This is a genomic window from Streptococcus sp. SN3, from assembly GCF_030439905.1.
Genome location: NZ_JAQFJF010000005.1, coordinates 94540 through 119573, shown reverse-complemented (window position 1 = coordinate 119573; position 25034 = coordinate 94540). Strand labels below are relative to the sequence as shown.

Sequence of the window (25034 nt, the reverse complement as noted above, 5' to 3'; positions counted from 1 at the left end):
GAATAACAAGAACGGATTAATTAAAAGATGAATAAATCAAGTAAAGATTTATTCATCTTTTTTGTATATCGTAAATATAGTTTACAACTTATGTAAAGTATTGTTTATCAACGCTGTTAAAAGATTTTGTGGTGAATTTGAGATAAAATCTGCTCCATTGTTAATTAATTCATCTCGATATCCAAATCCCCACAAAACTCCTAGAGTGTTCATTCCAACGGATTTTCCACCTATCATATCAAATTTGGTATCTCCGACGATAACAGATTGGTTAAGGTTGGCATGAGAATAGTTTAAAGCGCGTGTTAAAACATCGGCTTTATGGTAAGAATTCGGAAGTGAGCCAAAGATGCCATTGAAATGCTTATCAATTTTTAGGTATTGTGCCATTTTATTAGCCATCACTTCATTTTTACTAGTAGTGATATAGATATGGTAATCTGAATTTTCTAATTCTAATAAAAGTTCCTTTACACCATGGTAAAGCTGAGTTTCAAACACACCTTTATTTTTATAATATTCTCTAAATAAAGCAATAGCATGATTGATATCAGCTTCTGGAACAACAGAAGCAAAGCTTACTTCTAAAGGTGGTCCAATGAAGGTATCTAACTCTTTGTTATCAGGGGTTTTGATATTTAACGAGGTGAATGCATAGTGGAAAGCATTTTTGATTCCTGCTGAACTATCAACAAGTGTTCCATCTAAATCGAAAAAAATATACTTAAAATTTTGCATAGTCTGTATTTTTATAAGGGAGACAGTCTGGAAGATTGTTGAGGTTGCGAATGAAGAAAAAGAAGGTTTTGTTAAAAGTACTCTTCTCAGCTTGAAAAGTGAACAGTGTTGAGATTTGTCTTGCAAATCTTATCAGCTTCAAAGCGCTACTTTGAGCAACAGTTATTGCAGCGTTGGTGTCTTATACAGTGTACTTTGAAGCTGGAGGTTGTTATCCCAGCTTTTTTGTATAAAAAGAGATCAATCTCCAAAAATTTCTTTAGACAGTTTACGACCAGTAGGTGTAGTTGCTAAACCACCTTCAGCAGTTTCGCGAAAAGCAGTTGGCATGCTAACCCCGACTTGATACATAGCATCAATCACTTCATCAACGGGAATTTTAGATTCAATTCCTGCTAAAGCCATGTCGGCTGCAATGAAAGCATAACTAGCTCCCATAGCGTTTCGCTTGACACAGGGAACCTCTACCAAACCTGCAACGGGATCACAGATTAATCCAAGCATATTTTTAATGATAAAACAAATTGCTTGACTGGCTTGAAATGGTGTGCCCCCAGCTGCTAGAACAAGTGCTGCTGCACTCATGGCTGCTGCTGACCCGACTTCAGCTTGACAGCCTCCTTCGGCTCCTGAAATGGATGCATTATTAGCGATAACTAGACCAAAAGCTCCAGCAGTTAATAGAAAGTCTAGTTGTTGTGTTTCAGTAAGTTCTAATTTTTCAATAGCTGATGTGAGAACGGCAGGTAAACAACCAGCACTTCCAGCTGTTGGTGTTGCACAAACTAGCCCCATTTTAGCATTATATTCATTGACAGCAATAGCATTTTTTGCTGCCGTTAAGACAGTGTAATCTGAAAGTGCTTTTCCTGATTGAATATATTTGTGAAGTTTGGTTGCATCACCACCTGTTAAACCACTCCGAGATTTACTTTCATCTAATCCCATAATGACAGAGGCTTTCATAACTTCTAGATTTCTGGTCATCAACCGTAAAACTTCATCTCGTTCACGCCCTGTCAGTTCGTATTCAGTAGCAATCATAAGTTCGGCAACGCTGCCTTGAAAGTCTAAATCAGCTTGTTCTACTAATTCTTTGATTGAATAAAACATAAGTTCTCCTATTTGAAGAAATTGACATTGTGGAGATGAGGAATTTTGCGAATTTCTTCTATTGCTTCCTCGCAACTGCGATTATCAACTTCGATAATCATAATTGCTTTTTCACCAGCTTTTTCTCTTGTGACATTCATTTGTGCAATATTGATGTTGTAACGAGAAAGTGCTTCAGTAACATGAGCAATCATTCCAGGTATATCTTGATGAACGATAATGATGGTCGGAGTGTTCATACTGAGCGAAACAGAGAAACCATTTAATTCAGTCACTTGGATATTTCCACCACCAATAGAAATACCAGTAACGCTAATCGTTTTCCGATCATTTTTAACGGTTATTTTAGTTGTATTTGGATGTGGAGCATTGCTATCTTTTTGAATCGTCCAGACAATTTTAATGCCTCTTTTATGAGCAATCTCAAGGCTGTTTGGAATTTCAGGATCATCTGTGTCCATCCCAAGAATCCCAGCCACCAGAGCTAGGTCTGTACCATGTCCCCGATAAGTTTTTGCAAAAGAATTAAATAGTTGAAATTCAACTTCTGTTGGCTCGTCATCAAAAATTGATGAAACAATTTTTCCAATACGAACAGCACCTGCTGTATGACTGCTAGACGGACCAATCATCACAGGTCCAATAATATCAAAAACAGATTGAAATTTTAGTGAGTTCATCGTAACTCCTTATAAGTTCATTGTCTTCATTATATCAAAGTTCAGTATATTTTTCTGCCTTTTTAATTGATAAAATGGATGTGCCCCAACTTCTAGACTTGCTTCAATGTAACTTTTCTTATAGTAACCTTAAAGCAAAGAAATATAGGGTGGATTTTAGTCTTTCTTCAATTTGTTTGTAATATTTTTAATGAAAGGAAAAACCAAGAGTAATAATTAAGGTATATGATAGTTCTATCATAGAAAAGGAGAATTTAAATGATGTTGAATTTAAATAGCACAAATAAAAAAACAAAAGTAAGTTTAATGAGTTTAACAGCAACAGCGCTGTTCTTTCTTCCTACATTTGCAAATGCAGATAGCTATACAGTAAAATCTGGAGATACTCTTTCAGCTATCGCTGCATCACATAATACAACAGTTGATCACATTGCTCAGAAAAATAAGATTAGCAATATTCATCTGATTAGTGTTGGGCAAGTATTAGAGTTAGATGATACCACTACAACTACTACGGCATCAAGCAATTCTACAACTACTACATCTGATCTGAGTGCTGAAGATGCAGCAGCAAAAGAATGGATTGCACAAAAAGAATCAAGTGGTAGTTACACAGCACAAAATGGACAATATTATGGTCGTTACCAATTGAGTTTATCTTACCTAAATGGTGACTTATCAGCAGAAAATCAAGAAAAAGTAGCAGACGCTTATGTAGCAGGTCGTTATGGTTCTTGGTCAGCTGCTAAGGCTTTCTGGCTAGCAAATGGTTGGTATTGATGAATACGAGAAATAATTGAGGTTGGGACAAAATGTTCCAGCCTGTTTTTTACGATAGAAGTTGCAAAGTCATTCACTAGATTCCAAGAAATTCTTTTGATGGAGTATCCATTTTTCAATCACTGTCTCAATAGTTGTTATCTACCACATTTTTAGTTTACAGCGGTGTAAAGGTAGAACTATTTGGCTGTTGAAATTTGTTCTTAAACTTATTTCATGTTATAATAAACCTTGCTCTAAGCGACCTTCAATCGTTGAAAGCACAGCACGACCTTCAATCGTGAAATAACGAAAAGATGGGAGAATACAATGAGTGATAACTCTAAAATTCGTGTCGTTGTTGGTATGAGCGGAGGTGTTGATTCATCAGTAACTGCTTTGCTCTTGAAAGAGCAAGGTTATGATGTGATTGGCATTTTCATGAAAAACTGGAACGATACAAATGAATTTGGTGTTTGCACAGCTACAGAAGACTACAAGGATGTAGCAGCTGTTGCAGATCAAATTGGCATTCCTTACTACTCTGTCAACTTTGAAAAGGAGTACTGGGATCGCGTTTTTGAATATTTCTTGGCAGAATACCAAGCTGGTAGGACTCCAAACCCAGATGTCATGTGTAACAAGGAAATCAAGTTTAAAGCCTTCCTTGACTATGCTTTGACACTGGGAGCAGATTATGTGGCAACAGGTCACTATGCGCGTGTGAAGCGCGATGAAGATGGGACTGTTCATATGCTGCGAGGAGTGGATAATGGCAAAGATCAGACTTATTTCCTTAGTCAGTTATCACAAGAGCAACTACAAAAGACAATGTTTCCGTTGGGACATTTAGAAAAGTCTGAAGTTCGAGCAATAGCTGAAAAAGCTGGTTTGGCTACAGCTAAGAAAAAAGACTCAACTGGTATTTGCTTCATCGGCGAAAAGAATTTTAAAGAGTTTCTGAGTCAATACTTACCAGCCCATACCGGTCACATGATGACTCTGGATGGCCGAGATATGGGTCAGCATGCTGGGTTGATGTATTATACTATTGGCCAGCGAGGTGGTCTTGGAATTGGTGGTCAGCATGGTGGTGATAATGAACCTTGGTTCGTTGTTGGAAAAGATCTCAGTCAAAATATTCTTTATGTTGGTCAAGGCTTTTATCATGACAACTTAATGTCAACCAGCCTTGACGCTAGTCAGGTTCATTTCACAAAAGAAATGCCAGAAGAATTTACTATGGAATGTACTGCTAAGTTTCGCTATCGTCAGCCAGATTCTAAGGTGACAGTTACTGTAAAGGGTGACAAGGCAACTGTCAACTTTGCAGAACCTCAACGTGCTATTACACCTGGACAAGCTGTTGTTTTTTATGATGGAGAAGAATGTTTGGGTGGTGGTTTGATTGATAATGCCTATAAAAATGGTAAGCTTCAACAGTATATTTAGATTGACATATTTTAGCAATCTGCTAAAATAGATGTAGCAATAACTATGATGGTCAAAGCTCATGGATGTTGCAGGCTTTTTGTCCTGCACTTCTAGAGGTTTGACTTTTTTGGTGAAAAAATAAGGAAAGAAAAGATGACATACAATTTTACTGAAAGTTATGATATTGTCGTAATTGGAGCAGGGCATGCAGGTGTTGAGGCTTCACTAGCAGCCAGCCGGATGGGCTGTAAAGTTTTACTTGCGACAATCAATATTGAAATGTTAGCCTTTATGCCTTGTAATCCTTCTATTGGAGGTTCTGCTAAGGGAATTGTTGTACGGGAAGTGGATGCTCTAGGCGGAGAGATGGCTAAGAATATAGATAAAACTTATATTCAGATGAAGATGCTTAATACTGGGAAAGGGCCTGCTGTTCGTGCTCTTCGTGCTCAAGCAGATAAAGAACTCTATTCCAGAGAAATGCGTAAGACGGTTCAACACCAAGAAAATCTGACTTTGCGTCAAACCGTTATAGATGAGATTCTAGTTGAGAATGGGAAAGTCATTGGTGTGAAAACAGCTACGCATCAAGAGTTTGCTGCAAAGGCAGTTGTTGTAACGACCGGTACAGCCCTGCGTGGAGAAATTATTATTGGGGATTTGAAGTATTCTTCTGGTCCTAATCATAGTTTAGCTGCAATTAACTTAGCAGATAATTTACGTGACTTAGGGTTTGAAATTGGACGTTTTAAAACAGGAACGCCACCACGTGTAAAGGCGGCGTCAATTGATTATGATAAAACAGAAATTCAGCCAGGAGATAAGAAGGCAAACCATTTCTCTTACACTTCTAGAGATGAAGATTATATTAAGGATCAGATTCCTTGTTGGTTGACTTATACTAATGCAGGGAGTCATGAAATTATTCAAAACAATCTTTATCGTGCACCAATGTTTTCAGGAGTGGTGAAGGGTGTTGGTCCACGTTACTGCCCATCCATTGAAGACAAAATTGTTCGTTTTGCGGACAAAGAACGCCACCAACTTTTCTTGGAACCGGAAGGACGAGATACAGAAGAAGTTTATATTCAGGGGCTTTCAACGAGTTTGCCAGAAGATGTTCAAAAAGACTTAGTGCATTCTATTAAGGGACTTGAAAATGCTGAATTAATGCGAACTGGCTATGCGATTGAATATGATATGATTATGCCACATCAGCTTCGTGCTACTCTAGAAACTAAGAAAATCTCAGGTTTATTTACAGCTGGGCAAACAAATGGGACATCTGGTTATGAGGAAGCAGCGGGGCAAGGCATTGTTGCAGGGATCAATGCAGCTCTAAAAATTCAAGGAAAACCAGAACTGATTTTGAAACGCAGTGATGGTTATATTGGGGTCATGATTGATGACTTGGTCACTAAGGGAACGGTAGAGCCGTATCGTCTTTTGACTAGTCGAGCCGAATATCGTCTCATTTTACGTCATGACAATGCGGATATGCGATTGACTGAAATTGGACGTAAAGTAGGATTGGTTGATGATGAGCGCTGGCTGCGTTTTGAAATTAAGAAACATCAATATGAAACTGAAATGAAGCGTTTGAATTCTATTAAATTAAAGCCAATTAAAGAAACGAATGAAATGGTTGAAAAATTAGGCTTTAAACCATTGACAGACGCAGTTACAGCGAAAGAATTTTTGCGTCGTCCAGAAGTTTCATATCAAGATGTTGTCAATTTTATCGGCTCAGCAGCGGAAGATTTAGATGAAAAAATTATTGAATTGATTGAGACCGAAGTCAAATACGAGGGTTATATCTCTAAAGCGCTGGATCAAGTTGAGAAGATGAAGCGCATGGAAGAAAAACGTATTCCGGCAACTATAGATTGGGATGATATTGATTCTATTGCGACAGAAGCTCGTCAGAAGTTTAAGAAAATTAATCCAGAAACTATTGGGCAAGCGAGTCGGATTTCTGGTGTCAATCCTGCAGATATTTCTATTTTGATGGTTTATTTGGAAGGTAAATCACGAAGTATTTCGAAAAACCAGGAAAAAACAAAAAAATAATGATGAAGATACTTGTTCATACTATTGAACAAGTATCTTTTTCGTGAAAAATGTTTGACAAGTTTGTAAACTATTGAGTTAGTAAAGTTGAGAAAACAGTGACAGAACTTGTTTTTCCTTGTAAAGTAGACCAAGTGGTAATAGAAAGATTGATGTCTAACAAGATATTTGGCTTGCTTTATACAGGGAAAGCTCGCTTTTTTAGAGCTTTTATGGTAAAATGGCGGTTAAGAGGTTTATGATGGAAAAATTTCGTTTTACTCCAATCCATTTTGTAATCATGGGTGTTATTTCCTTTGGAATTTTAGCTATTTTATTAAGAGTTCTTGGTAGCGGCATTTTGATGTTAGTTGTGCTTTTTTTGGTGCTGGCTATTTTGATTTTTCTATTGATTTTCCAACAAAAAAGTTATGAACTTAATGAAGTAGAACAAATCCAGTATGTAAACAATCAAGCAGAAAACAGTTTGGCGTCATTACTTGAAAGGATGCCAGTTGGTGTTGTGAAAGTTGACCAAGCATCTGGAAATGTTGAATGGTTTAATCCCTATGCAGAGTTGGTTCTCACCAATGAAGATGGTGAGTTTGATATGGATTTACTGCAAAAAATCACTAAAATACCATTTGAAAATACAGGATCGTATGCAACGATTGGTGATACCAAATATTCAGTGTATCTGGATCAGGCTTCAAGTGTGTTTTACTTTTTTGATGCGTCTAGCGAATATGAAGCAACTACAGAACTCGTGACGACAAGACCAGTTATCGGCATTGTTTCAGTTGATAATTATGATGATCTGGAGGATGTTGTGTCAGATTCAGATATTAGTCATATTAATAGTTTCATCGCAAAGTTTGTTGCTGAATTTGCCGAAAAATACGCCATGTTTTCTCGTCGTGTGGGGATGGATCGTTTTTATATTTTTACAGATTACACAGTTTTGGATCAGTTAATGCAAGATAAGTTCACAGTGATTGATCAGTTTAGGGAAGAGGCGAAAAAGCGGGAAATTCCTCTTACTTTGAGTATGGGATTTTCGTATGGAGATAGCAATCATGAACAGATTGGTAAAGTAGCTCTGTTAAACTTGAACCTTGCTGAAGTTCGTGGTGGTGATCAGGCTGTTGTAAAAGAAAATGATGAGTCAAAGAATCCAGTTTATTTTGGTGGTGGATCAGCTGCATCTGTGAAACGGACGCGTACTCGCACGCGCGCTATGATGACTGCTATTTCAGATAAGATTAAAAGTGTGGACCAAGTTTTTGTGGTTGGGCATAGAAACTTGGATATGGATGCACTGGGCTCTGCTGTTGGAATGCAAGTATTTGCTAGCAATATTATTGATCAGACCTATGCTGTCTATGATCCTCATCAAATGGCTGCTGATATTGAGCGAGCAGTTCATAGATTGCAAGATGAAGGAGAGACCAATCTTCTTTCGGTCGCTGATGCGATGACAATGGTAACGAATCGCTCTTTACTAATTATGGTGGATCATTCAAAAACAGCTCTGACCTTATCAAAGGAATTTTATGATTTATTTCATCAAATTATCGTCATTGACCACCATAGAAGAGACCAGGATTTTCCAGAAAATGCCATTATTAGCTACATTGAAAGTGGAGCAAGCAGTGCTTGTGAATTAGTGACAGAATTGATTCAATTCCAAAATTCTAAGCATCGACGTTTGAGTAAAATGCAAGCTAGTGTATTGATGGCTGGAATTATGCTGGATACGAAGAAATTTTCTTCGCGTGTCACTAGTCGAACATTTGATGTAGCAAGTTATTTGCGCACGCGTGGAAGTGACAGTGTAGCCATTCAGGATATTTCTGCCACAGACTTTGATGAGTACCGTGAGGTGAATGAGCTAATTTTAAATGGTAAGAAAATCTTGCCAAATGTACTTGTAGCCACTGGAGCAGAAGAAAAATGCTATGATACAGTTGTTATTAGTAAAGCTGCAGATGCTATGCTAGCTATGTCGGGAATTGAAGCGAGTTTTGTTGTCAGCAAAAATAAACAAAATAGTATATCGATATCTGCTCGTAGTCGTAGTAAAATCAATGTACAGCGGATTATGGAAGAGCTTGGCGGAGGCGGTCATTTTAATTTGGCAGCAGCGCAAATTTCTGACCAGACAATCGCACAAATCATCCAACGGTTGAATGAAATTATTGTTCATGAAGTACTAAAAGATAAGGAGTTAAAGAAATGAAAGTAATTTTTTTAGCAGATGTTAAAGGAAAAGGGAAAAAAGGCGAGATTAAAGAGGTGCCAACTGGTTATGCACAGAACTTTTTGATTAAAAAAAATCTTGCAAAGGAAGCAACTGCTGCAGCTATTGGTGAACTTCGTGGTAAACAAAAATCAGAAGAAAAAGCGCATGCAGAAATGTTAGCTGAAGCACAAGCTATTAAGGAAAAGCTGGAAGCAGAAAATACAATTGTTGAATTTACTGAAAAAGTAGGACCAGATGGACGTACTTTTGGTTCTATTACCAATAAAAAAATTGCTGAAGAATTACAAAAGCAATTTGGAATTAAGATTGATAAACGATTGATTCAAGTCAAGAATCCTATTCGTTCTGTTGGCTTGATTGATGTGCCAGTGAAAATTTATCAAGATGTGACTAGCGTTATCAATTTACGTGTAAAAGAAGGCTAATAAAGAAGATTATTTTTTGAGGAGGTCTTATGGCAGATATTGATGAATTGCGAGTACAGCCGCAAGACATTTTGGCAGAACAATCTGTTTTAGGTGCGATTTTTATTGATGAGAGTAAGCTAGTTTTTGTTCGTGAATATATCGAGCCAAACGACTTCTTTAAATATGCCAATCGCTTAATTTTTAAAGCGATGATTGATTTGGCAGATCGAGGTGATGCCATTGATGCAACGACTGTTCGTAATATTTTAGACAGTCAGGGTGATTTGCAAAACATTGGTGGTTTGTCTTACTTGGTTGAAGTTGTAAATTCAGTGCCGACTTCTGCCAATGCTGAATATTATGCTAAAATTGTAGCAGAGAAGGCTGTTCTGCGGCGGTTAATTTCACGTTTGACAGACTCTATCAACCTAGCTTATGATGGTGCTAGTCCTGCAGATGAAATCATTGCTGGAGCGGAAAAAGCGTTAATTGATGTTAGTGAAAATGCTAGTCGAAGTGGTTTTAAAAATATCAAAGAGATTTTGAATCTTAATTTCGGTAGTTTGGAAACACGCTCCCAACAAACTTCTGATATTACAGGGATTGCGACAGGTTATCAAGATTTAGATCATATGACGACTGGTCTCCATGAAGAAGAGCTCATCATTGTGGCAGCTCGTCCTGCGGTTGGTAAGACTGCTTTTGCCCTCAATATTGCACAAAATATTGGAACCAAGTTAGATAAAACAGTTGCTATTTTTTCTCTAGAAATGGGTGCCGAGAGCTTAGTAGACCGGATGTTGGCGGCTGAGGGTTTGATTGAATCGCATTCAATCCGAACGGGACAATTGACAGATGAAGAATGGAGCAAGTATGCGATTGCACAAGGAAATTTAGCAGAAGCTAGCATTTACATTGACGATACACCAGGAATTCGGATTACAGAGATTCGTTCACGTGCTCGAAAATTAGCGCAAGAAACAGGAAATCTTGGCTTGATTTTAATTGATTACTTGCAATTAATTACAGGGACTGGTCGAGAAAATCGTCAACAGGAAGTTTCTGAAATTTCTCGTCAATTAAAGATTTTAGCAAAAGAGTTGAAAGTTCCAGTCATTGCGTTGAGCCAGCTTTCGCGTAGTGTGGAGCAACGTCAGGATAAGAGACCAGTTTTGTCAGATATTCGTGAGTCTGGTTCAATTGAGCAGGATGCGGATATTGTAGCTTTTCTTTACCGTGATGACTATTATGAACGGGGCGGTGAAGAAACTGAAGGGATTCCAAACAACAAAGTCGAAGTGATTATCGAAAAGAACCGTAGCGGTGCACGTGGTACGGTGGAATTGATTTTTCAAAAAGAATACAATAAGTTTTCAAATATTTCTAAGAGAGAGGAATAGATAATGAGTGATGCATTTACAGATGTTGCAAAAATGAGAAAAATTAAAGAAGAAATCAAGGCCCATGAAGGAAAAATGGTAGAAATGACTCTTGAAAACGGTCGTAAACGTCAAAAAAATAAGCAAGGTCGTTTAATCGAAGTCTATCCTTCTTTGTTTATCGTTGAATATACCAACAATAGTAGTAATCCAGGTGAAATTGAAAATACTTACGTCGAATCCTATACTTATTCGGATATTTTAACAGAGAAAAACTTGATTCGGTATTTAGATTAAGATAAATTTATTTTAATGTAATGCGGCTGGAGTAAGAAATGATTAAAAATCTAATTTTTGATTTTGGCAATGTTTTAATTGAATGGAACCCTGCTAAGATTTTAGCTGCTTTCGTAGAGGATGCAGAAGATCGTAAGCGTGTCAAAACGGCTGTTTTTGACTCGGGAATTTGGGCTCAGACGGATATTGGAGAATTAAGCTTGAAACAAGCCATTCGGAAAGCTCAAAAATTGCTAGACGGTTCGTATGCTCCTACTGTTGAAGCTGTTTTTACTCGTTGGTATGAGGTAATAGATAGCTATTATCAGCTACAAGAGAAAATTTTTGAATGGGTTCAGATGGGGTATAGTATTTATATTTTATCTACTACCAGTGAGATCTTTTATATAGTTGAAAATGCCGGTTTATTACCAATGACAAAAGTATTGACGGGGAAAATCCTTTCTTACGAAGTAGGATGTGCAAAACCAGATAAAAGTATCTATCAAAAATTACTGACCCAGTATACATTGCAAGCTAGTCAATGTGTATTTATAGATGATCTACAGGTTAATCTAGATACTGCTAAAAGTCTGGGGTTTGAAACTATTTTAGCAACATCTGAACAGCAAAATATAATTGCGATAGAGGAATTATTGCAAAAGAAAGGTTTTTTCCATAGAAAGAAATAATCTGACAAAATCCATCTTTACAGATAGGATTTTTTTTGATATAATGGCTTTTGTGTGAAATAGCAGCAGGAGAGCATGAAGCTCGTCAACAGAACATTAGCTATAAAAAGTAACCTTGGCTGTTTAGGCGAAAATGTTCTGCACGAATCAGGGCTTTCTAAGTGACTATTTCCTCAAATTATTATTTTTACAGGAGGACATATTTATGTCACGTTATACAGGACCTTCTTGGAAACAAGCTCGTCGTTTGGGTCTTTCACTTACAGGTACAGGTAAAGAATTGGCACGTCGTAACTACGTACCAGGTCAACATGGACCAAATAACCGTAGCAAATTGTCAGAATATGGTTTGCAATTGGCTGAAAAACAAAAACTTCGTTTTACTTACGGCGTAGGTGAAAAGCAATTCCGTAACTTGTTCGTACAAGCAACTAAAATCAAAGGTGGAATCCTTGGTTTCAACTTCATGCTTCTTTTGGAACGTCGCTTGGATAATGTTGTTTACCGTCTTGGTCTTGCAACTACTCGTCGTCAAGCTCGTCAATTCGTAAACCACGGTCACATCCTTGTTGACGGAAAACGCGTTGATATCCCATCATACCGCGTAACCCCAGGTCAAGTGATTTCAGTTCGTGAAAAATCATTGAAAGTACCTGCAATTCTTGAAGCGGTTGAAGCAACTCTTGGACGTCCGGCATTCGTATCGTTTGATGCTGACAAATTGGAAGGTTCATTAACTCGTTTGCCAGAGCGCGACGAAATCAACCCAGAAATCAATGAAGCGCTTGTCGTTGAATACTACAACAAACAACTTTAATCTAAGACTTATCCGAAGTTGGGAAGACTCCCAGCTTCTTTTTTATGACTCATTGAAAATATCAAAAAAGAGAAAATGAATATACTGACCCCAAAAAAGTTAGATTTTTTCTGTCTAACTTTTGGGGTGCAGTTCAAATTCGTTTTCTCTTTTCTAGTTTTAAAAGTGATGAGCATTTTTGTCTTGAAGTTTTTCACATTTTAACACTAAATGGCTTTATTCGTTAATATTTGAATAATCTTGGTAGTAGCAAAATAGAATTACCTTCTAATCCAACATTTTTAAAAGAAAATCTGCCATTTGTTCAGGGCTTTCTTTTTTTCCTCTAGCAATCCACATTTGACAAACTCCAAAAAAGGCGTTTGTCAGGTAAACATGGCTGTATTCTTTCTCCACTTGACTTAGTAGTTTACTACTAAAGCGCTCTTGTAGGTCTTCAGCCAGCATGATTTGGAATTTATGACGTAAAAATGTTTGGATTTCTTTTGTTCCGTTTTCTGTCAATAAAGCAGAAAGGAGGGATTCGCGTGTAAGGAAATCAAAAACTTCTATAATCGCGCTACGCTTGTCTTGAGCATACTTCTCAAAAATGTATTCTAACTTATGGAAAAGTTTCTGTTGATAATGCTCAATCATATCATATTTATCTTTATAGTGTGTATAAAAACTGCTGCGACTGATACCGGCCGTTTTTGTCAACTTGACAGTGCTAATCTGATCGAATGATTCGTGTTTAAGCAGATCGACCATTGCATTTTCAATAATCATTTTCGTTTTTTGGCGCTTGTTACTTTCTGCCATATTAGTTTTCCTCTTTTGAACAAATTTATACAACATGTCTAAAATTGAATTTTTCCTCTTGTGAAAAATTTCAGAAACTGTATAATCTATTATATCAAATATTTAGACAATGTGTATAAAAATATTTCAAAAATTAAAATTTTTATACAGAGTGTCTAAGATAGAGGAGAAAAAATGTTCAACGAATGGAAAGCAATTTTTAAAAAACCACTCTTCATTATTGTCATGATTGGTGTTTCCTTGATTCCGGCTCTTTATAATGTTATTTTTTTGAGCTCAATGTGGAATCCTTATGGAAAAGTATCGGAATTACCAGTAGCAGTGGTGAATAAGGATCAACATGCAAGATTTAACAGTAACACGTTGTCTGTTGGGGATGATATGGTGAAAAGCCTTAAAAAGAATGATGCTTTAGATTTTCATTTTGTATCTGAAGTAAAGGCAAAGAAAGGTTTGGAGAAGGGTGATTATTATATGATTATCACGCTTCCGAGTGATTTATCCCAAAAGGCAGCTAGTATTCTGGATAATAAACCACAAAAAATGCAGATTGATTATCAAACGTCTAGTGGACATAGCTTTATTGCTAGTAAGATGAGTGATTCGGCTATGACGCGACTTCAACAAACTGTCGCAAACAATGTGACCAATACGTATATGACTTCTCTTTTTAAGAGTATGAATAAATTGAGAAAAGGTATGACAACAGCTGCTTCTGGTAGTGGGCAACTTGCTTCTGGCGGTCAACAATTAAAAGACGGTAGTCAAACCTTGACAGATAATTTACAGACTTTATCTAGTTCTAGTATGATGTTTGCGGATGGTGCTAATACATTAACGACAGGTTTGGGAACGTATACTCTTGGTGTGCGTCAGTTGTCAGACGGGATTGGTACCTTGTCAACACGCCTTTCAGCTTATACATCAGGTGTCGGTCAATTAGCTTCTGGCTCAACAACATTATCAAAAGGGTTGACAGACTATACAAATGCTGTTGGTCAGTTAGCGGACGGTTCAGAACAATTTTCAGATGGCTTAAGCGACTATACTAATGGCGTGGCAAATCTTGCAGGTGGTGCCAATCAATTAAATGATCAATCAAAAAATTTATTGGCAGGAGTCAATCAATTAACTGCTTCTAATGAGGAAATTCAAAAATTATCAAGCGGTGCGCATCAACTAGCTACGGGTCTGAACACTTTGATGGCGACTGTTAAACAATCTGGTATGACAGCTGAGCAAGTTCAAAAACTACAAGCTTTGCAAACAGGTTTAACTGCTGTTCAAACTGCTCTGTCAACAGGTTCAGACTTGTCAGCTGCTAAAGCGAGCATGACAACTGCTTTGAATGATATGGAAACAACTGCAAATATGCTTGTCAATAGTGTTGCGACAGATAAGGCTACGATTACAAATAACGTAGCTGCTACAGCTGCTTATCAAAAATTAAGTGCTAGTGAACAAGCAGAAATCAATACCGCTATTTCACAAGCTCCAAGCCAAACTTCTACAGCCGTGACAAAGATGTTGACAACGATTCAAGCGCTCAAGGCGCAAGTGGAAAATTTGCCAGATCAATCTTCTAACCAACAAAGCATCGCTGTCATCGAACAAGCCAAAGGTGCTCTTTCAAGTCTCCAAACGAGTGCACAACAATCTCAAGAAAGCATTCTTGCGGCATTACAACAATCGACTACGGGTGCTAGTCAAGTGGCAGCAGGAGTTGACCAATTGCAAAGGAGTTTAGCAACGGGTGCTGGTCGATTGGTGAAAGGTGTGACAGACTATACAAATGGAGTGGCTCAAATTACGGCAGGAGCTAACACCTTATCTAGTCATAACGAGCAACTAACATCTGGCATGGCGAAAATCAGTTCAGGTTCTAAGACTTTGGCTGGTAAAAATAGTCAATTGACATCTGGTATGGCAAAAATCAATTCCGGAGCTAATCAATTGGCGGCTAATAATGGTCAAATTGACGCTGGTTTAGCAAAATTAGCAGACGGCGCTAGTCAATTAGTGAACAACTCTGCGGCTCTTGTGTCAGGGGCAGGCAAACTATCTGACGGTGCTGGTCAAATTGCAAATGGTTCTACGAAGTTAGCAGACGGTAGTTCAACTATCACGTCTAATCTGGGAACACTTGTGTCGGGTGTGGACACCTTGACAGCAGGTTTGACAGATGCCAAAAATCAATTATCTATGGTGACAACCAATAAAGCCAATGCTAAAGCTCTCGCAAATCCATTGACAACGAAGAAAATAGATAAAGACCATGTTGGTAAAAATGGTATCGGTATGGCTCCATACATGATTTCTGTGGCACTTTTTGTAGCAGCGATTTCAACCAATATCATTTTTAACACGTTGCCTTCTGGTAAGAAACCTGAGACACGTATGGAATGGCTGACAGCACGTATTCAGGTCAATGGCGTTATTTCTCTCTTGGCAGGTTTATTGGTGTATGGTGCAGTGCACATGATTGGCTTGACTGCCAATTATGAATGGGCGACGCTTGGAATCATTCTTTTAACGAGCATGTGCTTCATGGCGGTGGTGACGGCTCTGGTAACGTGGGACACTAAGCTTGGTGCTTTCACCTCTTTGATTTTGTTATTGTTGCAACTAGCCTCTAGTGCAGGGACTTACCCACTTCCGTTGACGGACAAGATTTTCCAAAATATCAATCCGTGGTTGCCAATGAGTTACTCTGTTTCGGCTTTGCGTCAAACAATTTCGATAACAGGGCAAGTCGGTGGACAAGTTGCCTTCATGACAGTTGTTCTGCTGCTCTTTGTCGGTCTTGGTTTCTTGGTCTACAGTCCGAATAAAAAAGAATTAGTCTAATCTAAAAGCTCTTGTATCTTGAATACAGGAGCTTCTTTTTTAAATTAAACCAAAGTGAGCAAGGGCGTGTGGAATGCCATTTTCATCATTAGAGCGCGTGATGAAAGTGGCTGCTTCTTTGACGGTTGCTTGGCTATTGCCCATTGCAATTGAATAATCCACTCTTTCAAACATTGATAGGTCATTGAGTCCGTCTCCGAATGCGTAAGTTGGTGCTTCGTCTGCTAATAAGGTCAGTAGGTGCTGAATTCCAGAGCCTTTATTACAACCGTGCGGCGTGATGTCTATCGAGTAAGGGCTGTTACGGAAAAAGTGCAGTTCAGGGACTTCTGTTTGGTACTGAGTGTCTTTTTCGGGATCTTCACTAAAAATGAGCAACATCTGACAAGGCTGGTTTTGGTAAATGGTCGGTCCAACTTGGGGCAGGTCTTGATGGAAATAACGGAAATTCTGCTGAACAGTTGAACTGAGTGCTGTCACACGCATTTCTCCTTGTGAATAAAAACCGATGCCGTGCTTATTTTCTTTTGCCAATTGCAGGAGTTTGAGAATACTGGTTTGTGCAATCCGTCCTTCAAACAGGAATTGCTTCTCATGGAGAATTTCCATTCCGTTTAGCAAAATGGCAGAATGAATACCAGCGTCTTCCAGAACCGTTCCCATTTCTCCGCGGCCACGTCCGGTACAGACAATGGGAAGAAAGCCATTGGCTCGTAGTTGAGCAATGGCTCTTTTATTTTCTATCGGAACTTGTCCCTGACTATTTACTAAAGTACCATCAATATCAAAAAATACAAATCCGTTGTAAGTCATTTACTTCTCCGTTTCTATTGAAGTGGTTGAAATTCCATGTGAAATATGAGAGAAATAAGAAGTACGATGCTGTTTGACTTCTTCTTTCAAGTTTTCGAGCAAGGTCGTTTCTTCTGTCAGCTCAAGCAACTGGAGACCTTTCTGGATAAGGTCGTCGTCTCTCTGGCAAATACCCAGGCGAACCTGAGCAAAGCCGAGCTTGTCGTATCGTTTTGTTTGCTTGGCGAGCGGTAAGATCATCTCGGTGATACGCTGGCAATCGTCAAGGCGATTGTTGTAAAGGTAGATGGTCGAAAGGTTGGCTAAAATGGAGAATTGTGTACTGTGAATTTCTTTGTAATGCTTATACTTGTTGAGACTGGCTAAGATTTTTTCCGTTATATTTTGAATAGTTTCTAGTGGGAAGAAATAAAGAATGACACTTAGTAAATTTAGGTCACTTTCATAAAAAGTATCTCGTTTTTCTAAATCTGTCCATAACTGTTGAGCTAAAACTTGTGCTTGACTACTGATTTTATTTTTTCTAATTTCAATTAGTATATTTGCCATACGCAAAATATTGCTAATGGGAATATCATGATGAGCTTTCAAGTAGTCCTCACACTGTTTGGTTAAATCCAGTAATTGTTCTGTTTCAACGACAGACAAATAATTTTTAAATTGTAAGATGATTTTCATTCTGTGATTTGAATGATAATAATCACAAATATATTCAAATTCCCCAAAACTCATGTCAATCTGGTGGAGCAGAAATTCCATGGTTTCATAGCTGGGAACGGATTGGTTGCTTTCAAACTTGGAAAGATTGGAGCGAGAAATCCAATCTCCGCAAATCTCTTGCTGGGTGATTCCCTTTGCTTTTCGAATCGTCTTGTAAACTGTGCCAATATCCCAACGCATAGGCGACTCCTTGTGTTAAATATGAAATGTGAAAATAGTGGGCATTTTGTGAATGCCTTTTCATCATATTATATCATATAGATGAAAGGAGAAAAAGTGATGAAGAAAAATACCTTTTCTGCTTCTGCGTTCCATTAAGGACTGTGTGTTAAAACTGTTTTGAAAGTGGTTAATCCTCTTTTTCAGAAAATTTCCTATAATTTCCCATTCATGTTATACTAAATGAGATGATTTTTCATTCGTCCGAGGGTCGGACGACTTGCCTTAAAACAGGTTTGCTTTGTCCGAGGGTCGGACGACTTGCCTTAAAACAGGTTTGCTTTGTCCGAGGGTCGGACGGCTTGCCTTGAAACAGGTTTGCTTCGTCCGAGGGTCAGACGGCTTGCCTTGAAACAGGTTTGCTTCGTCCGAGGGTCAGACGGTTTGCCTTGAAACAAGTTTGCTTCGTCCGAGCCTCGGACAGGATAAAGAAAAGTCATTCATCTTATCTGAGGGTCAGATAAGAAAAAATATTTTTTAATAAGGAAAGGATTTTATGCCAAAAGGAAAGTTAGTTAATGTTCAGGTGAGCAGTCTCCGTCATGCGGAATTCACGCAGTTTATCACTCGTTTTTTAGACGATGTGGAGAAAGAAGCGCTCGACTTTAAAAATGAGGACGTCATTACCGCTCTCGTCAAGAAGATAAAAGCAGCCTTGCCGGCTTATCAAGCCTCTCTCGGTCAGATTCGGGCGAGTGAAAAGTCAGCTTCGATTAGTGCGGCTGATGAATTACGTGACACTGATTTGCAAGCTCTTCGCGATGCAATTAAGCCTTATCGGGCAGCTAAGCGTGAGGAAGAAACAGCCGCTTATGAAAGTTTGAAACGCCTGTTTGAGCAGTACAAGGGTGCACATAGCAAGCATTACGAGGAAGAAACAGCCTTGATTGTTAGCTTGCTGGACAAGCTAAAAACAGCCCCTTACAAAGATCAGTTGGATACGTTAGCGATTGGGAAATTTGTTGACAATCTGACGGAAAGCCACACTGCCTTTGAGCAACTCTTTGCTTCACGCTCACAAGAGAAGTTGCAAAAAGTGAGCTATGATGTCAAGCAATTGCGCAAAGAAGTAGCGACGCCTTACAAACAATTGGCAGACTATGTCGAAATTTTAAGTCAGGTCAAATCAGATGAGTTTTACCAGAACGTACTTTCCGTGCTCAATAATAGCCGCAAATATTATGCGGATATCCTTGCTCGCCGCAAGGGGAAAGAGCCTAAAGTGGAAGCAGGAAAAGTAGCAGAAATCAACTAAAATTTCTCCTTCATCTTGCTTGAAGTTTGTCTGTCAGAGTGGTAAGATAAAGGTGAAGAAGAGGAACGAGCAGCAGATTAGAAAGCGTGATGTAATGATAAAATTTCATTTTAATAACGAATTTTGGTTTCGGTGGCGGTTTTATCTGTTGAGCATGCTGATATTCTTTGGATTGGTTGATCCTTACGTGAAATTGGATGTGTTCAATGTGATTTATTTTACTGTGCTGGGAATATTTTTGCTTTTGCAAATCTTTGTTCCAGAGCGCTCGCATAAGCGCTCCTATCCAGTAGGCAGTTATCATTTTAACTGGGAATTTTATAATGATATTTCTTTGTATTTGATAATGTATTTTTTACACTTCTTCTCTTCTGGTCCAAGAAATAGCCATGATGTGTGGTACTGGATTTTGCTAGTTTGGGCACTTATTGCTCTTCTTTCATTTCTAATCAAAAGAGAAAAAGCAGAGAAGAGCGAGGAATAAGATGCGGCAGCCTCTATTTTCTATTTCATTCTACAGACATCTATTAAACACCTCCAGAAAATGGGGGTGTTTTGTTTTCTTTAAGTTTTCTTTAGCTTTCTTTTAAGGATTTGCCCGTAAACTACGTAGATAAAGAACGACAAAGGAGAGCAATCTCATGGCTAAAAAAACATTTAAAGATAAATTTCAACGGATAGAAACCAAGTATGTCATCTCAAAGGAAACGTTGGCAGATTTGCTAAAGGAGTTTGAAGCGTATATGGCAGAAGACGAGCATGCCTATTCTACGATTGGCAATCTCTACTATGACACGCCGACCTATCAGATGATTCGGGAGTCTTTGGAGAAGCCTTATTTCAAGGAAAAATTGCGCGTGCGGACTTATGACGCTAGCCCTCAGGCTGATAGCCAAGTTTTTTTGGAAATCAAGAAAAAAGTGCGTAAGGTTGTGTATAAACGTCGGATTGCGACTGAGTTGTTGACAGCAGAGCGATACCTCGCGGGGGAATGCCAGCTTGAGGATTCGCAAATTAAGAAAGAAATCGAATGGCTCTGCAAGCGGTATGGAGGTGTGCAGCCCATGATGTATATTTACTACAACCGCTACTCTTTAAAAGGTTTGGAAGATTCAAATGTGCGGATTACCATCGATTATGATGTCGCTTATCGAACGAAAAAATTAAGTTTGTTAGCAGGAAAAGATGGCAAGAACCTGCTACCTGACAACCATGTTATCATGGAAATTAAGGTACCTGGGGCGTATCCACTCTGGCTGGCAGAAATTTTGGACTGCTACCACGTTTTTCCAAAATCTTTCTCAAAATATGGAGTCGCCTATAAGAAAACAACAGACTATAAAGGAGTAATCAGACATGTTCGATCAGTTATTTAATAACGTTTTTACAGGAACAACAATCAATCCAGCCAGTATGTTTGGTACGATTGGTGTTGCCCTTGTGCTGGGACTGATATTAGCCAAGGTTTATCAGTACAAAACCATTTACAGCAAGTCCTTTATGATGACTTTGGTTATGCTACCGACTTTGATTGCTATTGTCATTTTTTTAGTAAATGGTAGTCTGGGAGCAGGGGTTGCGGTAATGGGAGCTTTCAGCTTGATTCGCTTTCGTTCAGCACCGGGTGGTGCTAAGGAATTGCTCGCAATTTTCCTTGTTATGACGATTGGGATTGCTGTCGGCATGGGCTATCTTATTTTTGCTAGCGTCTTTACAATCATTATGTCGGTGGTTATGTTGTTGCTGGAAACGGTGAATTTTGGGCAGATGAAGCATTCTATGCGTCAAGTGACTGTTGTCATTCCAGAAAGTTTGGATTATGAAACTGTCTTTGATGACATCTTTCAAAAGGCGACCAACTATGTTGAACTGGCAAATGTCAAAACGTCTGATATGGGAAGTTTGTTCAAGATTAAGTATATTGCCCAATTAAATGGTACGATGACAGAGAAAGAATTGGTAGACGCTCTGCGGACGCGAAATGGGAATTTAGAGATTGCCATTAGCCGCTATGTCACAAAAGAAAATGAACTGTAAAAGGAGGACAGCCATGAGAAAATCAACCTCAAAACGAAAACAGTTCAAACGTTTGATTCTGCTTGTCCTATTGACAGTTGCTTTGGGAGCATGTGGTGCGAAAAACGGTAGTTCAACCAGTACCAATTCCTCTAGCACCAGTAAGGTAACGACCGTTAAACTGTCCAATTATTTTACCAAGCGTGACCAAGATGCTTCTTATGATGAATCAAAAGCAACTAAGATTAGTCTGAGCGGTTTATCTGCTAAGGCTTCTGGTTCTGGTGCAGAAGTGTCGGGATCTACGGTGACAATTACTAAAGCTGGGACATATATCTTGTCTGGTTCAAGTGAAAACGTTCAAATCATTGTGAAAGTTAAGAAAAAAGATAAGGTTCAGCTAGTTCTGAATGGTGTCAGGATGACTGGAACAGATGCTGCAATTGTCGTAGAAAATGCAGATAAGACTTTTATCACCCTTGCAAAAGGTAGTAAGAATACGATTTCGGATTCTGCCCATCACAAGAATACAAAGTATGATGCTGCAATTTACAGTAAAGATGATCTCACTTTCAATGGTTCTGGCAGTTTGACGGTAGAAGGCAATTATGGGAATGCTATTGAGTCTAATGATGATTTGCGTATTTCAGGCGGAACTTATACGATTAAAGGTTATAAAAACGCCCTTTCAGCTAATGACGCAATCAATATCAAAGACGCAACAATGAATTTGACTGCTACTTATGATGCAATTCATGCAGACAATGATAAAAATACGTCTCTGGGGAATTTCTATATCCATTCTGGCAAGATAACCATTCACGCTGGGGATGATGGTATTCATGCTTCTAACATTGCTCTTGTTGATGGTGGTACGATTAAGGTAGAAAAGAGCGAAGAAGCGCTGGAAGGCAAAACCGTAACCATTAACGGTGGGGATTTAGACTTGACAGCGAATGACGATGGAATCAATGCCGCAGACGGTAGCAGTAGTAAAAAGACTCCGGGACAAGCTACTGCTGGTGTCAGCCTGACAATTACTGGTGGTAAGATAAAGATTAATGCACAAGGTGACGGTTTGGATTCTAACGGGGATTTGACCATTTCAGGTGGGGAAGTCTATGTGGACGGTCCCACAAATGGTGGCAATGGTGCTCTTGACTATGATGGCAATGGCACCATTACTGGTGGCACCGTTGTAATGGTCGGTAGCAATGGCATGGCAATGGGATTTGGCTCAAACTCTAAACAGGCCTCTATCCTTACGAATGTACCTGGGAATGCTGGTGCTAAGGTGACGATTTCTGATTCGTCAGGAAAAGAAATCCTCAGCTACACCGCTGCTAAGAATTTCCAATCTGTTCTGGCGAGCTCAGCTGCTATTAAAGACGGTAAAAGCTACACCATTACAGTCAATGGACAATCCACGACTGCAACAGCTAGCCTAACTACTCAAAACGCAAATGGGATGGGCGGAGGTTGGAAATAGCATGAAAAGAGGCTGGGGAGCCCCAACCTCTTTCGTTTGACCTTCACAATAAAACCAATCATACAATTTAAGAATAACACTAAGGAACTGCTTAAACAATTCCCCTTCCTTGGCCTTCAATATAGCACAATAGCAAAAAACAAGTCTATTTTTGAAGGAAAATATATGCTATAATAAAATTAGTGATATTAAAAAACTAGAGTTTCTTGCTCTAGCTTTTTATGTTACTAATTCTTCAAAATATCTCCTATTTCTGCCAATTATCAACAGTCCAATCTGGAGTTTCTGCTGGGTTAGTTATGTGAGTCAAGCGACTAAAACCCTGCCGGATCCAAATAGTTCGCATACCAAGTTGTTTAGCTGGAAGAATATCATTGTCTAAACGGTCGCCAATCATCACAGCGTGTTTAGCCAAGCAGTTTGCTTGTTGGAGAGCCAGCTTAAAAATGGCTAGATTAGCTTTTGCCAGGCCAACATCGGCAGAAGAAATAATGAGATCTATGTAAGAATCAATACCAAAGTTTCTCAATATTGCTAGTAAATTCGGCAATTGATTAGCAAGGATACCAATCTTGTAGTGTGAGTGAAGAGTTTTCAGCACATTCTTACAATCAGGATAAAGCACCTCTAAATCCGAATTCCAAGCTGGACATCTCAAGCCATAATATTTCAGAGCTTCTACATCGCCTTTTTTATTTTCCATAAAATAGTGGATCATAGTTTGATAAAATGCTGCATAAGAAATATTAGTATCAGCAAGAGCCTGTTTAATCCGATCTTGATAGGCTTTTTCTTCGTTTACCAAAGTTGAGCCAATATCAAAGAATAACCAATGAATCTGTTTCATGCTAAACCTCTAATAAAGATTGATGTCTCCGCTGACAGCCTGGATAGCAAGAGAATCTGTAGAAGTTGATACTTTATGACGGATTGTGTTGCCAACAATTTGGTGGCTTGGCTGGAGCTGCTCAGAAATAGAAATATCTCCATGTACCGTTTCAATATCATAGCTAAAATCATGGTGCAACAAATGAAGCGTAACATCTCCGCTTGTTGTTTGAATAGAGGTTTTACCAGCAATTTCTAAAGAATGCGTGTCGAGATCACCTGATACAAGAGTAATTTTACAATCTGTTAATTTGGCATGTACCAGATGGATATCGCCACTAGTAAGGGTCACATCGGTTTGTTGTAATTGACAATGCCGCATGGACAGATCGCCACTTGCAAGTTCAATCATTCCTTCTTGCGTTTGCAGTTGAGAGATATTGACGTCTCCCGAAGAAGATTGGCATGAGAAGGATTGGAGAAGAGTTCCGCTTGGGATTTGAATGCAAACTGGATGACGATCCAGGCCATTTTTCATGACATGAATAATCCAGTTCAAACCACTAGAGTTTGCTGCTCCTTTTTCTGTAATGTACCATTTCTTGTCACGAACAATCGAGCTTAACTGATTGCTGTTCTTTCCGTTGTAGTATTTGATATGAAAGAAAGCATCAGGTGAAGGCTCAATTTGAATATCTTTAGTACTCACATCAATATGCAATTCAGAGACGGTTGAGTAATCTTCAAAGATATAAGTGTCGCTAGCATATTGTGAAAGATGAATATTCGGAGATGGTTGTCTTGCTGCACTATCAGAATTTATCTCTTCTGTCGAATGTACTGAAAGCGAGCGAATAATCTCTTCTGCTGCGTCTCTAGGATCTCCTAACTCTTTAATAACTAGTGCTTCATTTTCAGATCCAGCGTCTTCAAAGTATTCCGTAAAATAATCCATCGCTTCTTTATAGTCTGCCTCAGGTAATGTTTTTAAGTATTTCTCTAATGCGGCTAAATAATCAGTTCTTGTCATGACGAACGCTCCCTTCTATAATACCGTTGACTGTCGCTGTATATAACTTCCACTCCCCTTTAAGGGTGTTTAACTGCTTTCGTCCCTCTGGAGTAAGGGAGTAATACTTCCGTTTTCGACCTTGATATTCTTGCGAGTAAGTTGTTAAGTAACGATTCTTTTCTAACTTTTTTAAAATAGGATATAAGGTTGATTCCTTGATATTGGCAATCAATTTAATCGTTTGGCTAATCTCATAGCCATAGGAATCTTCACTTTCCAAAATCGCTAGAATGAGAAATTCAATCAGGGTAGAAGATGTTGGAAAATACATGAGTCACCTCCTATGTATAATATTTTTATATATAATTTTTCTATACATAGTATAGTGCTTTTCACTTTCAAAGTCAAGAAAATATATAAAATTTTT

24 protein-coding genes are annotated in these 25034 nt (G+C 38.6%); 15 read left to right on the top strand and 9 right to left on the bottom strand.

Annotated elements, in window-relative coordinates; all coding sequences use genetic code 11:
- Window positions 1-81 precede the first annotated feature (81 nt).
- The 3 genes from PCY71_RS10700 to sdaAB form a co-directional block, all read right to left on the bottom strand.
- The gene (locus tag PCY71_RS10700) at window positions 82-738 is read right to left on the bottom strand and encodes an HAD hydrolase-like protein (protein WP_301412603.1); all 657 of its coding nucleotides are present in this window, start codon (window positions 736-738) and stop codon (window positions 82-84) included.
- 240 nt (window positions 739-978) lie between these two features.
- Window positions 979-1851, bottom strand: a complete 873-nt coding sequence (gene sdaAA / locus PCY71_RS10695) for an L-serine ammonia-lyase, iron-sulfur-dependent, subunit alpha (protein WP_006268849.1) — start codon at window positions 1849-1851, stop codon at window positions 979-981.
- Window positions 1852-1859: 8 nt separating this feature from the next.
- Window positions 1860-2531, bottom strand: a complete 672-nt coding sequence (gene sdaAB / locus PCY71_RS10690) for an L-serine ammonia-lyase, iron-sulfur-dependent subunit beta (protein ID WP_003071619.1) — start codon at window positions 2529-2531, stop codon at window positions 1860-1862.
- A gap of 258 nt (window positions 2532-2789) precedes the next feature.
- Between sdaAB and PCY71_RS10685 the strand changes: the two genes are divergently transcribed.
- The 9 genes from PCY71_RS10685 (at window position 2790) to rpsD (ending at window position 12607) form a co-directional block, all read left to right on the top strand.
- Entirely contained in the window at window positions 2790-3311 is a 522-nt protein-coding gene (locus PCY71_RS10685) for a LysM peptidoglycan-binding domain-containing protein (protein WP_301412602.1), read from the top strand.
- A 309-nt stretch (window positions 3312-3620) separates the two neighbouring features.
- A complete protein-coding gene (mnmA, locus tag PCY71_RS10680; protein ID WP_301412601.1) occupies window positions 3621-4742 on the top strand; it encodes a tRNA 2-thiouridine(34) synthase MnmA in 1122 nt (373 codons plus the stop codon).
- A gap of 135 nt (window positions 4743-4877) precedes the next feature.
- Entirely contained in the window at window positions 4878-6794 is a 1917-nt protein-coding gene (gene mnmG, locus PCY71_RS10675) for a tRNA uridine-5-carboxymethylaminomethyl(34) synthesis enzyme MnmG (RefSeq protein WP_301412600.1), read from the top strand.
- A 241-nt stretch (window positions 6795-7035) separates the two neighbouring features.
- Window positions 7036-9012, top strand: a complete 1977-nt coding sequence (locus PCY71_RS10670; protein WP_037598287.1) for a DHH family phosphoesterase — start codon at window positions 7036-7038, stop codon at window positions 9010-9012.
- Entirely contained in the window at window positions 9009-9461 is a 453-nt protein-coding gene (gene rplI, locus PCY71_RS10665; RefSeq protein ID WP_003071606.1) for a 50S ribosomal protein L9, read from the top strand. The genes PCY71_RS10670 and rplI overlap by 4 nt, the downstream gene beginning before the upstream one ends.
- Before the next feature lie 29 nt (window positions 9462-9490).
- Entirely contained in the window at window positions 9491-10843 is a 1353-nt protein-coding gene (gene dnaB, locus PCY71_RS10660) for a replicative DNA helicase (protein ID WP_301412599.1), read from the top strand.
- 3 nt (window positions 10844-10846) lie between these two features.
- Window positions 10847-11119, top strand: a complete 273-nt coding sequence (locus tag PCY71_RS10655) for a Veg family protein (protein WP_003071603.1) — start codon at window positions 10847-10849, stop codon at window positions 11117-11119.
- 38 nt (window positions 11120-11157) lie between these two features.
- Window positions 11158-11790, top strand: a complete 633-nt coding sequence (locus PCY71_RS10650) for an HAD family phosphatase (RefSeq protein ID WP_301412598.1) — start codon at window positions 11158-11160, stop codon at window positions 11788-11790.
- A gap of 205 nt (window positions 11791-11995) precedes the next feature.
- Window positions 11996-12607 (top strand): 30S ribosomal protein S4, encoded by a 612-nt coding sequence (rpsD, locus tag PCY71_RS10645; protein ID WP_006268824.1) that lies wholly within the window; start codon window positions 11996-11998, stop codon window positions 12605-12607.
- 267 nt (window positions 12608-12874) lie between these two features.
- Here rpsD and PCY71_RS10640 read toward each other — a convergent pair whose 3' ends face one another.
- Complete coding sequence (locus PCY71_RS10640; RefSeq protein ID WP_301412597.1) at window positions 12875-13408, bottom strand: TetR/AcrR family transcriptional regulator; 534 nt, start codon at window positions 13406-13408, stop codon at window positions 12875-12877.
- Window positions 13409-13582: 174 nt separating this feature from the next.
- Between PCY71_RS10640 and PCY71_RS10635 the strand changes: the two genes are divergently transcribed.
- Window positions 13583-16255: a YhgE/Pip family protein gene (locus PCY71_RS10635; RefSeq protein WP_301412596.1), complete on the top strand. Its 2673-nt coding sequence runs from the start codon at window positions 13583-13585 to the stop codon at window positions 16253-16255.
- 39 nt (window positions 16256-16294) lie between these two features.
- On the opposite strand, the gene PCY71_RS10630 is transcribed toward PCY71_RS10635, so the two are convergent.
- Both PCY71_RS10630 and PCY71_RS10625 read right to left on the bottom strand, forming a co-directional pair.
- On the bottom strand, window positions 16295-17068 hold the full coding sequence (locus tag PCY71_RS10630; RefSeq protein WP_301412595.1) for a Cof-type HAD-IIB family hydrolase: 774 nt from the start codon (window positions 17066-17068) through the stop codon (window positions 16295-16297).
- On the bottom strand, window positions 17069-17968 hold the full coding sequence (locus PCY71_RS10625; protein ID WP_301412594.1) for a helix-turn-helix domain-containing protein: 900 nt from the start codon (window positions 17966-17968) through the stop codon (window positions 17069-17071).
- A gap of 535 nt (window positions 17969-18503) precedes the next feature.
- Here PCY71_RS10625 and PCY71_RS10620 point away from each other — a divergent pair.
- From PCY71_RS10620 to PCY71_RS10600, 5 genes are all read left to right on the top strand, one after another.
- Window positions 18504-19262 (top strand): DUF6261 family protein, encoded by a 759-nt coding sequence (locus PCY71_RS10620; protein ID WP_301412593.1) that lies wholly within the window; start codon window positions 18504-18506, stop codon window positions 19260-19262.
- A gap of 208 nt (window positions 19263-19470) precedes the next feature.
- Window positions 19471-19746: a hypothetical protein gene (locus PCY71_RS10615; protein WP_301412592.1), complete on the top strand. Its 276-nt coding sequence runs from the start codon at window positions 19471-19473 to the stop codon at window positions 19744-19746.
- Between the two features lie 157 nt (window positions 19747-19903).
- Window positions 19904-20638, top strand: coding sequence for a polyphosphate polymerase domain-containing protein (locus tag PCY71_RS10610; RefSeq protein ID WP_006270365.1), 735 nt, complete (start codon window positions 19904-19906; stop codon window positions 20636-20638).
- Window positions 20619-21299: a DUF4956 domain-containing protein gene (locus PCY71_RS10605; RefSeq protein WP_301412591.1), complete on the top strand. Its 681-nt coding sequence runs from the start codon at window positions 20619-20621 to the stop codon at window positions 21297-21299. The genes PCY71_RS10610 and PCY71_RS10605 overlap by 20 nt, the downstream gene beginning before the upstream one ends.
- Before the next feature lie 13 nt (window positions 21300-21312).
- Entirely contained in the window at window positions 21313-22767 is a 1455-nt protein-coding gene (locus tag PCY71_RS10600) for a carbohydrate-binding domain-containing protein (RefSeq protein ID WP_301412590.1), read from the top strand.
- A 247-nt stretch (window positions 22768-23014) separates the two neighbouring features.
- On the opposite strand, the gene PCY71_RS10595 is transcribed toward PCY71_RS10600, so the two are convergent.
- Genes PCY71_RS10595 through PCY71_RS10585 form a run of 3 tightly spaced genes read right to left on the bottom strand, consistent with a single transcriptional unit; the run spans window position 23015 to window position 24938 of the window.
- Entirely contained in the window at window positions 23015-23614 is a 600-nt protein-coding gene (locus PCY71_RS10595) for an HAD family hydrolase (protein WP_301412589.1), read from the bottom strand.
- 9 nt (window positions 23615-23623) lie between these two features.
- Window positions 23624-24625, bottom strand: coding sequence for a DUF4097 family beta strand repeat-containing protein (locus tag PCY71_RS10590; RefSeq protein ID WP_301412588.1), 1002 nt, complete (start codon window positions 24623-24625; stop codon window positions 23624-23626).
- Complete coding sequence (locus tag PCY71_RS10585) at window positions 24612-24938, bottom strand: PadR family transcriptional regulator (RefSeq protein ID WP_301412587.1); 327 nt, start codon at window positions 24936-24938, stop codon at window positions 24612-24614. The genes PCY71_RS10590 and PCY71_RS10585 overlap by 14 nt, the downstream gene beginning before the upstream one ends.
- Window positions 24939-25034: the final 96 nt, after the last annotated feature.

Excerpts from the sequence above, each read along its gene's own strand:
- PCY71_RS10700 (WP_301412603.1), bottom strand. The coding sequence starts at position 738 with ATGCAAAATTTTAAGTATATTTTTTTCGATTTAGATGGAACACTTGTT.
- sdaAA (WP_006268849.1), bottom strand. The coding sequence starts at position 1,851 with ATGTTTTATTCAATCAAAGAATTAGTAGAACAAGCTGATTTAGACTTT.
- sdaAB (WP_003071619.1), bottom strand. The coding sequence starts at position 2,531 with ATGAACTCACTAAAATTTCAATCTGTTTTTGATATTATTGGACCTGTG.
- PCY71_RS10685 (WP_301412602.1), top strand. The coding sequence starts at position 2,790 with ATGATGTTGAATTTAAATAGCACAAATAAAAAAACAAAAGTAAGTTTA.
- mnmA (WP_301412601.1), top strand. The coding sequence starts at position 3,621 with ATGAGTGATAACTCTAAAATTCGTGTCGTTGTTGGTATGAGCGGAGGT.
- mnmG (WP_301412600.1), top strand. The coding sequence starts at position 4,878 with ATGACATACAATTTTACTGAAAGTTATGATATTGTCGTAATTGGAGCA.
- PCY71_RS10670 (WP_037598287.1), top strand. The coding sequence starts at position 7,036 with ATGGAAAAATTTCGTTTTACTCCAATCCATTTTGTAATCATGGGTGTT.
- rplI (WP_003071606.1), top strand. The coding sequence starts at position 9,009 with ATGAAAGTAATTTTTTTAGCAGATGTTAAAGGAAAAGGGAAAAAAGGC.
- dnaB (WP_301412599.1), top strand. The coding sequence starts at position 9,491 with ATGGCAGATATTGATGAATTGCGAGTACAGCCGCAAGACATTTTGGCA.
- PCY71_RS10655 (WP_003071603.1), top strand. The coding sequence starts at position 10,847 with ATGAGTGATGCATTTACAGATGTTGCAAAAATGAGAAAAATTAAAGAA.
- PCY71_RS10650 (WP_301412598.1), top strand. The coding sequence starts at position 11,158 with ATGATTAAAAATCTAATTTTTGATTTTGGCAATGTTTTAATTGAATGG.
- rpsD (WP_006268824.1), top strand. The coding sequence starts at position 11,996 with ATGTCACGTTATACAGGACCTTCTTGGAAACAAGCTCGTCGTTTGGGT.
- PCY71_RS10640 (WP_301412597.1), bottom strand. The coding sequence starts at position 13,408 with ATGGCAGAAAGTAACAAGCGCCAAAAAACGAAAATGATTATTGAAAAT.
- PCY71_RS10635 (WP_301412596.1), top strand. The coding sequence starts at position 13,583 with ATGTTCAACGAATGGAAAGCAATTTTTAAAAAACCACTCTTCATTATT.
- PCY71_RS10630 (WP_301412595.1), bottom strand. The coding sequence starts at position 17,068 with ATGACTTACAACGGATTTGTATTTTTTGATATTGATGGTACTTTAGTA.
- PCY71_RS10625 (WP_301412594.1), bottom strand. The coding sequence starts at position 17,968 with ATGCGTTGGGATATTGGCACAGTTTACAAGACGATTCGAAAAGCAAAG.
- PCY71_RS10620 (WP_301412593.1), top strand. The coding sequence starts at position 18,504 with ATGCCAAAAGGAAAGTTAGTTAATGTTCAGGTGAGCAGTCTCCGTCAT.
- PCY71_RS10610 (WP_006270365.1), top strand. The coding sequence starts at position 19,904 with ATGGCTAAAAAAACATTTAAAGATAAATTTCAACGGATAGAAACCAAG.
- PCY71_RS10605 (WP_301412591.1), top strand. The coding sequence starts at position 20,619 with ATGTTCGATCAGTTATTTAATAACGTTTTTACAGGAACAACAATCAAT.
- PCY71_RS10600 (WP_301412590.1), top strand. The coding sequence starts at position 21,313 with ATGAGAAAATCAACCTCAAAACGAAAACAGTTCAAACGTTTGATTCTG.
- PCY71_RS10595 (WP_301412589.1), bottom strand. The coding sequence starts at position 23,614 with ATGAAACAGATTCATTGGTTATTCTTTGATATTGGCTCAACTTTGGTA.
- PCY71_RS10590 (WP_301412588.1), bottom strand. The coding sequence starts at position 24,625 with ATGACAAGAACTGATTATTTAGCCGCATTAGAGAAATACTTAAAAACA.
- PCY71_RS10585 (WP_301412587.1), bottom strand. The coding sequence starts at position 24,938 with ATGTATTTTCCAACATCTTCTACCCTGATTGAATTTCTCATTCTAGCG.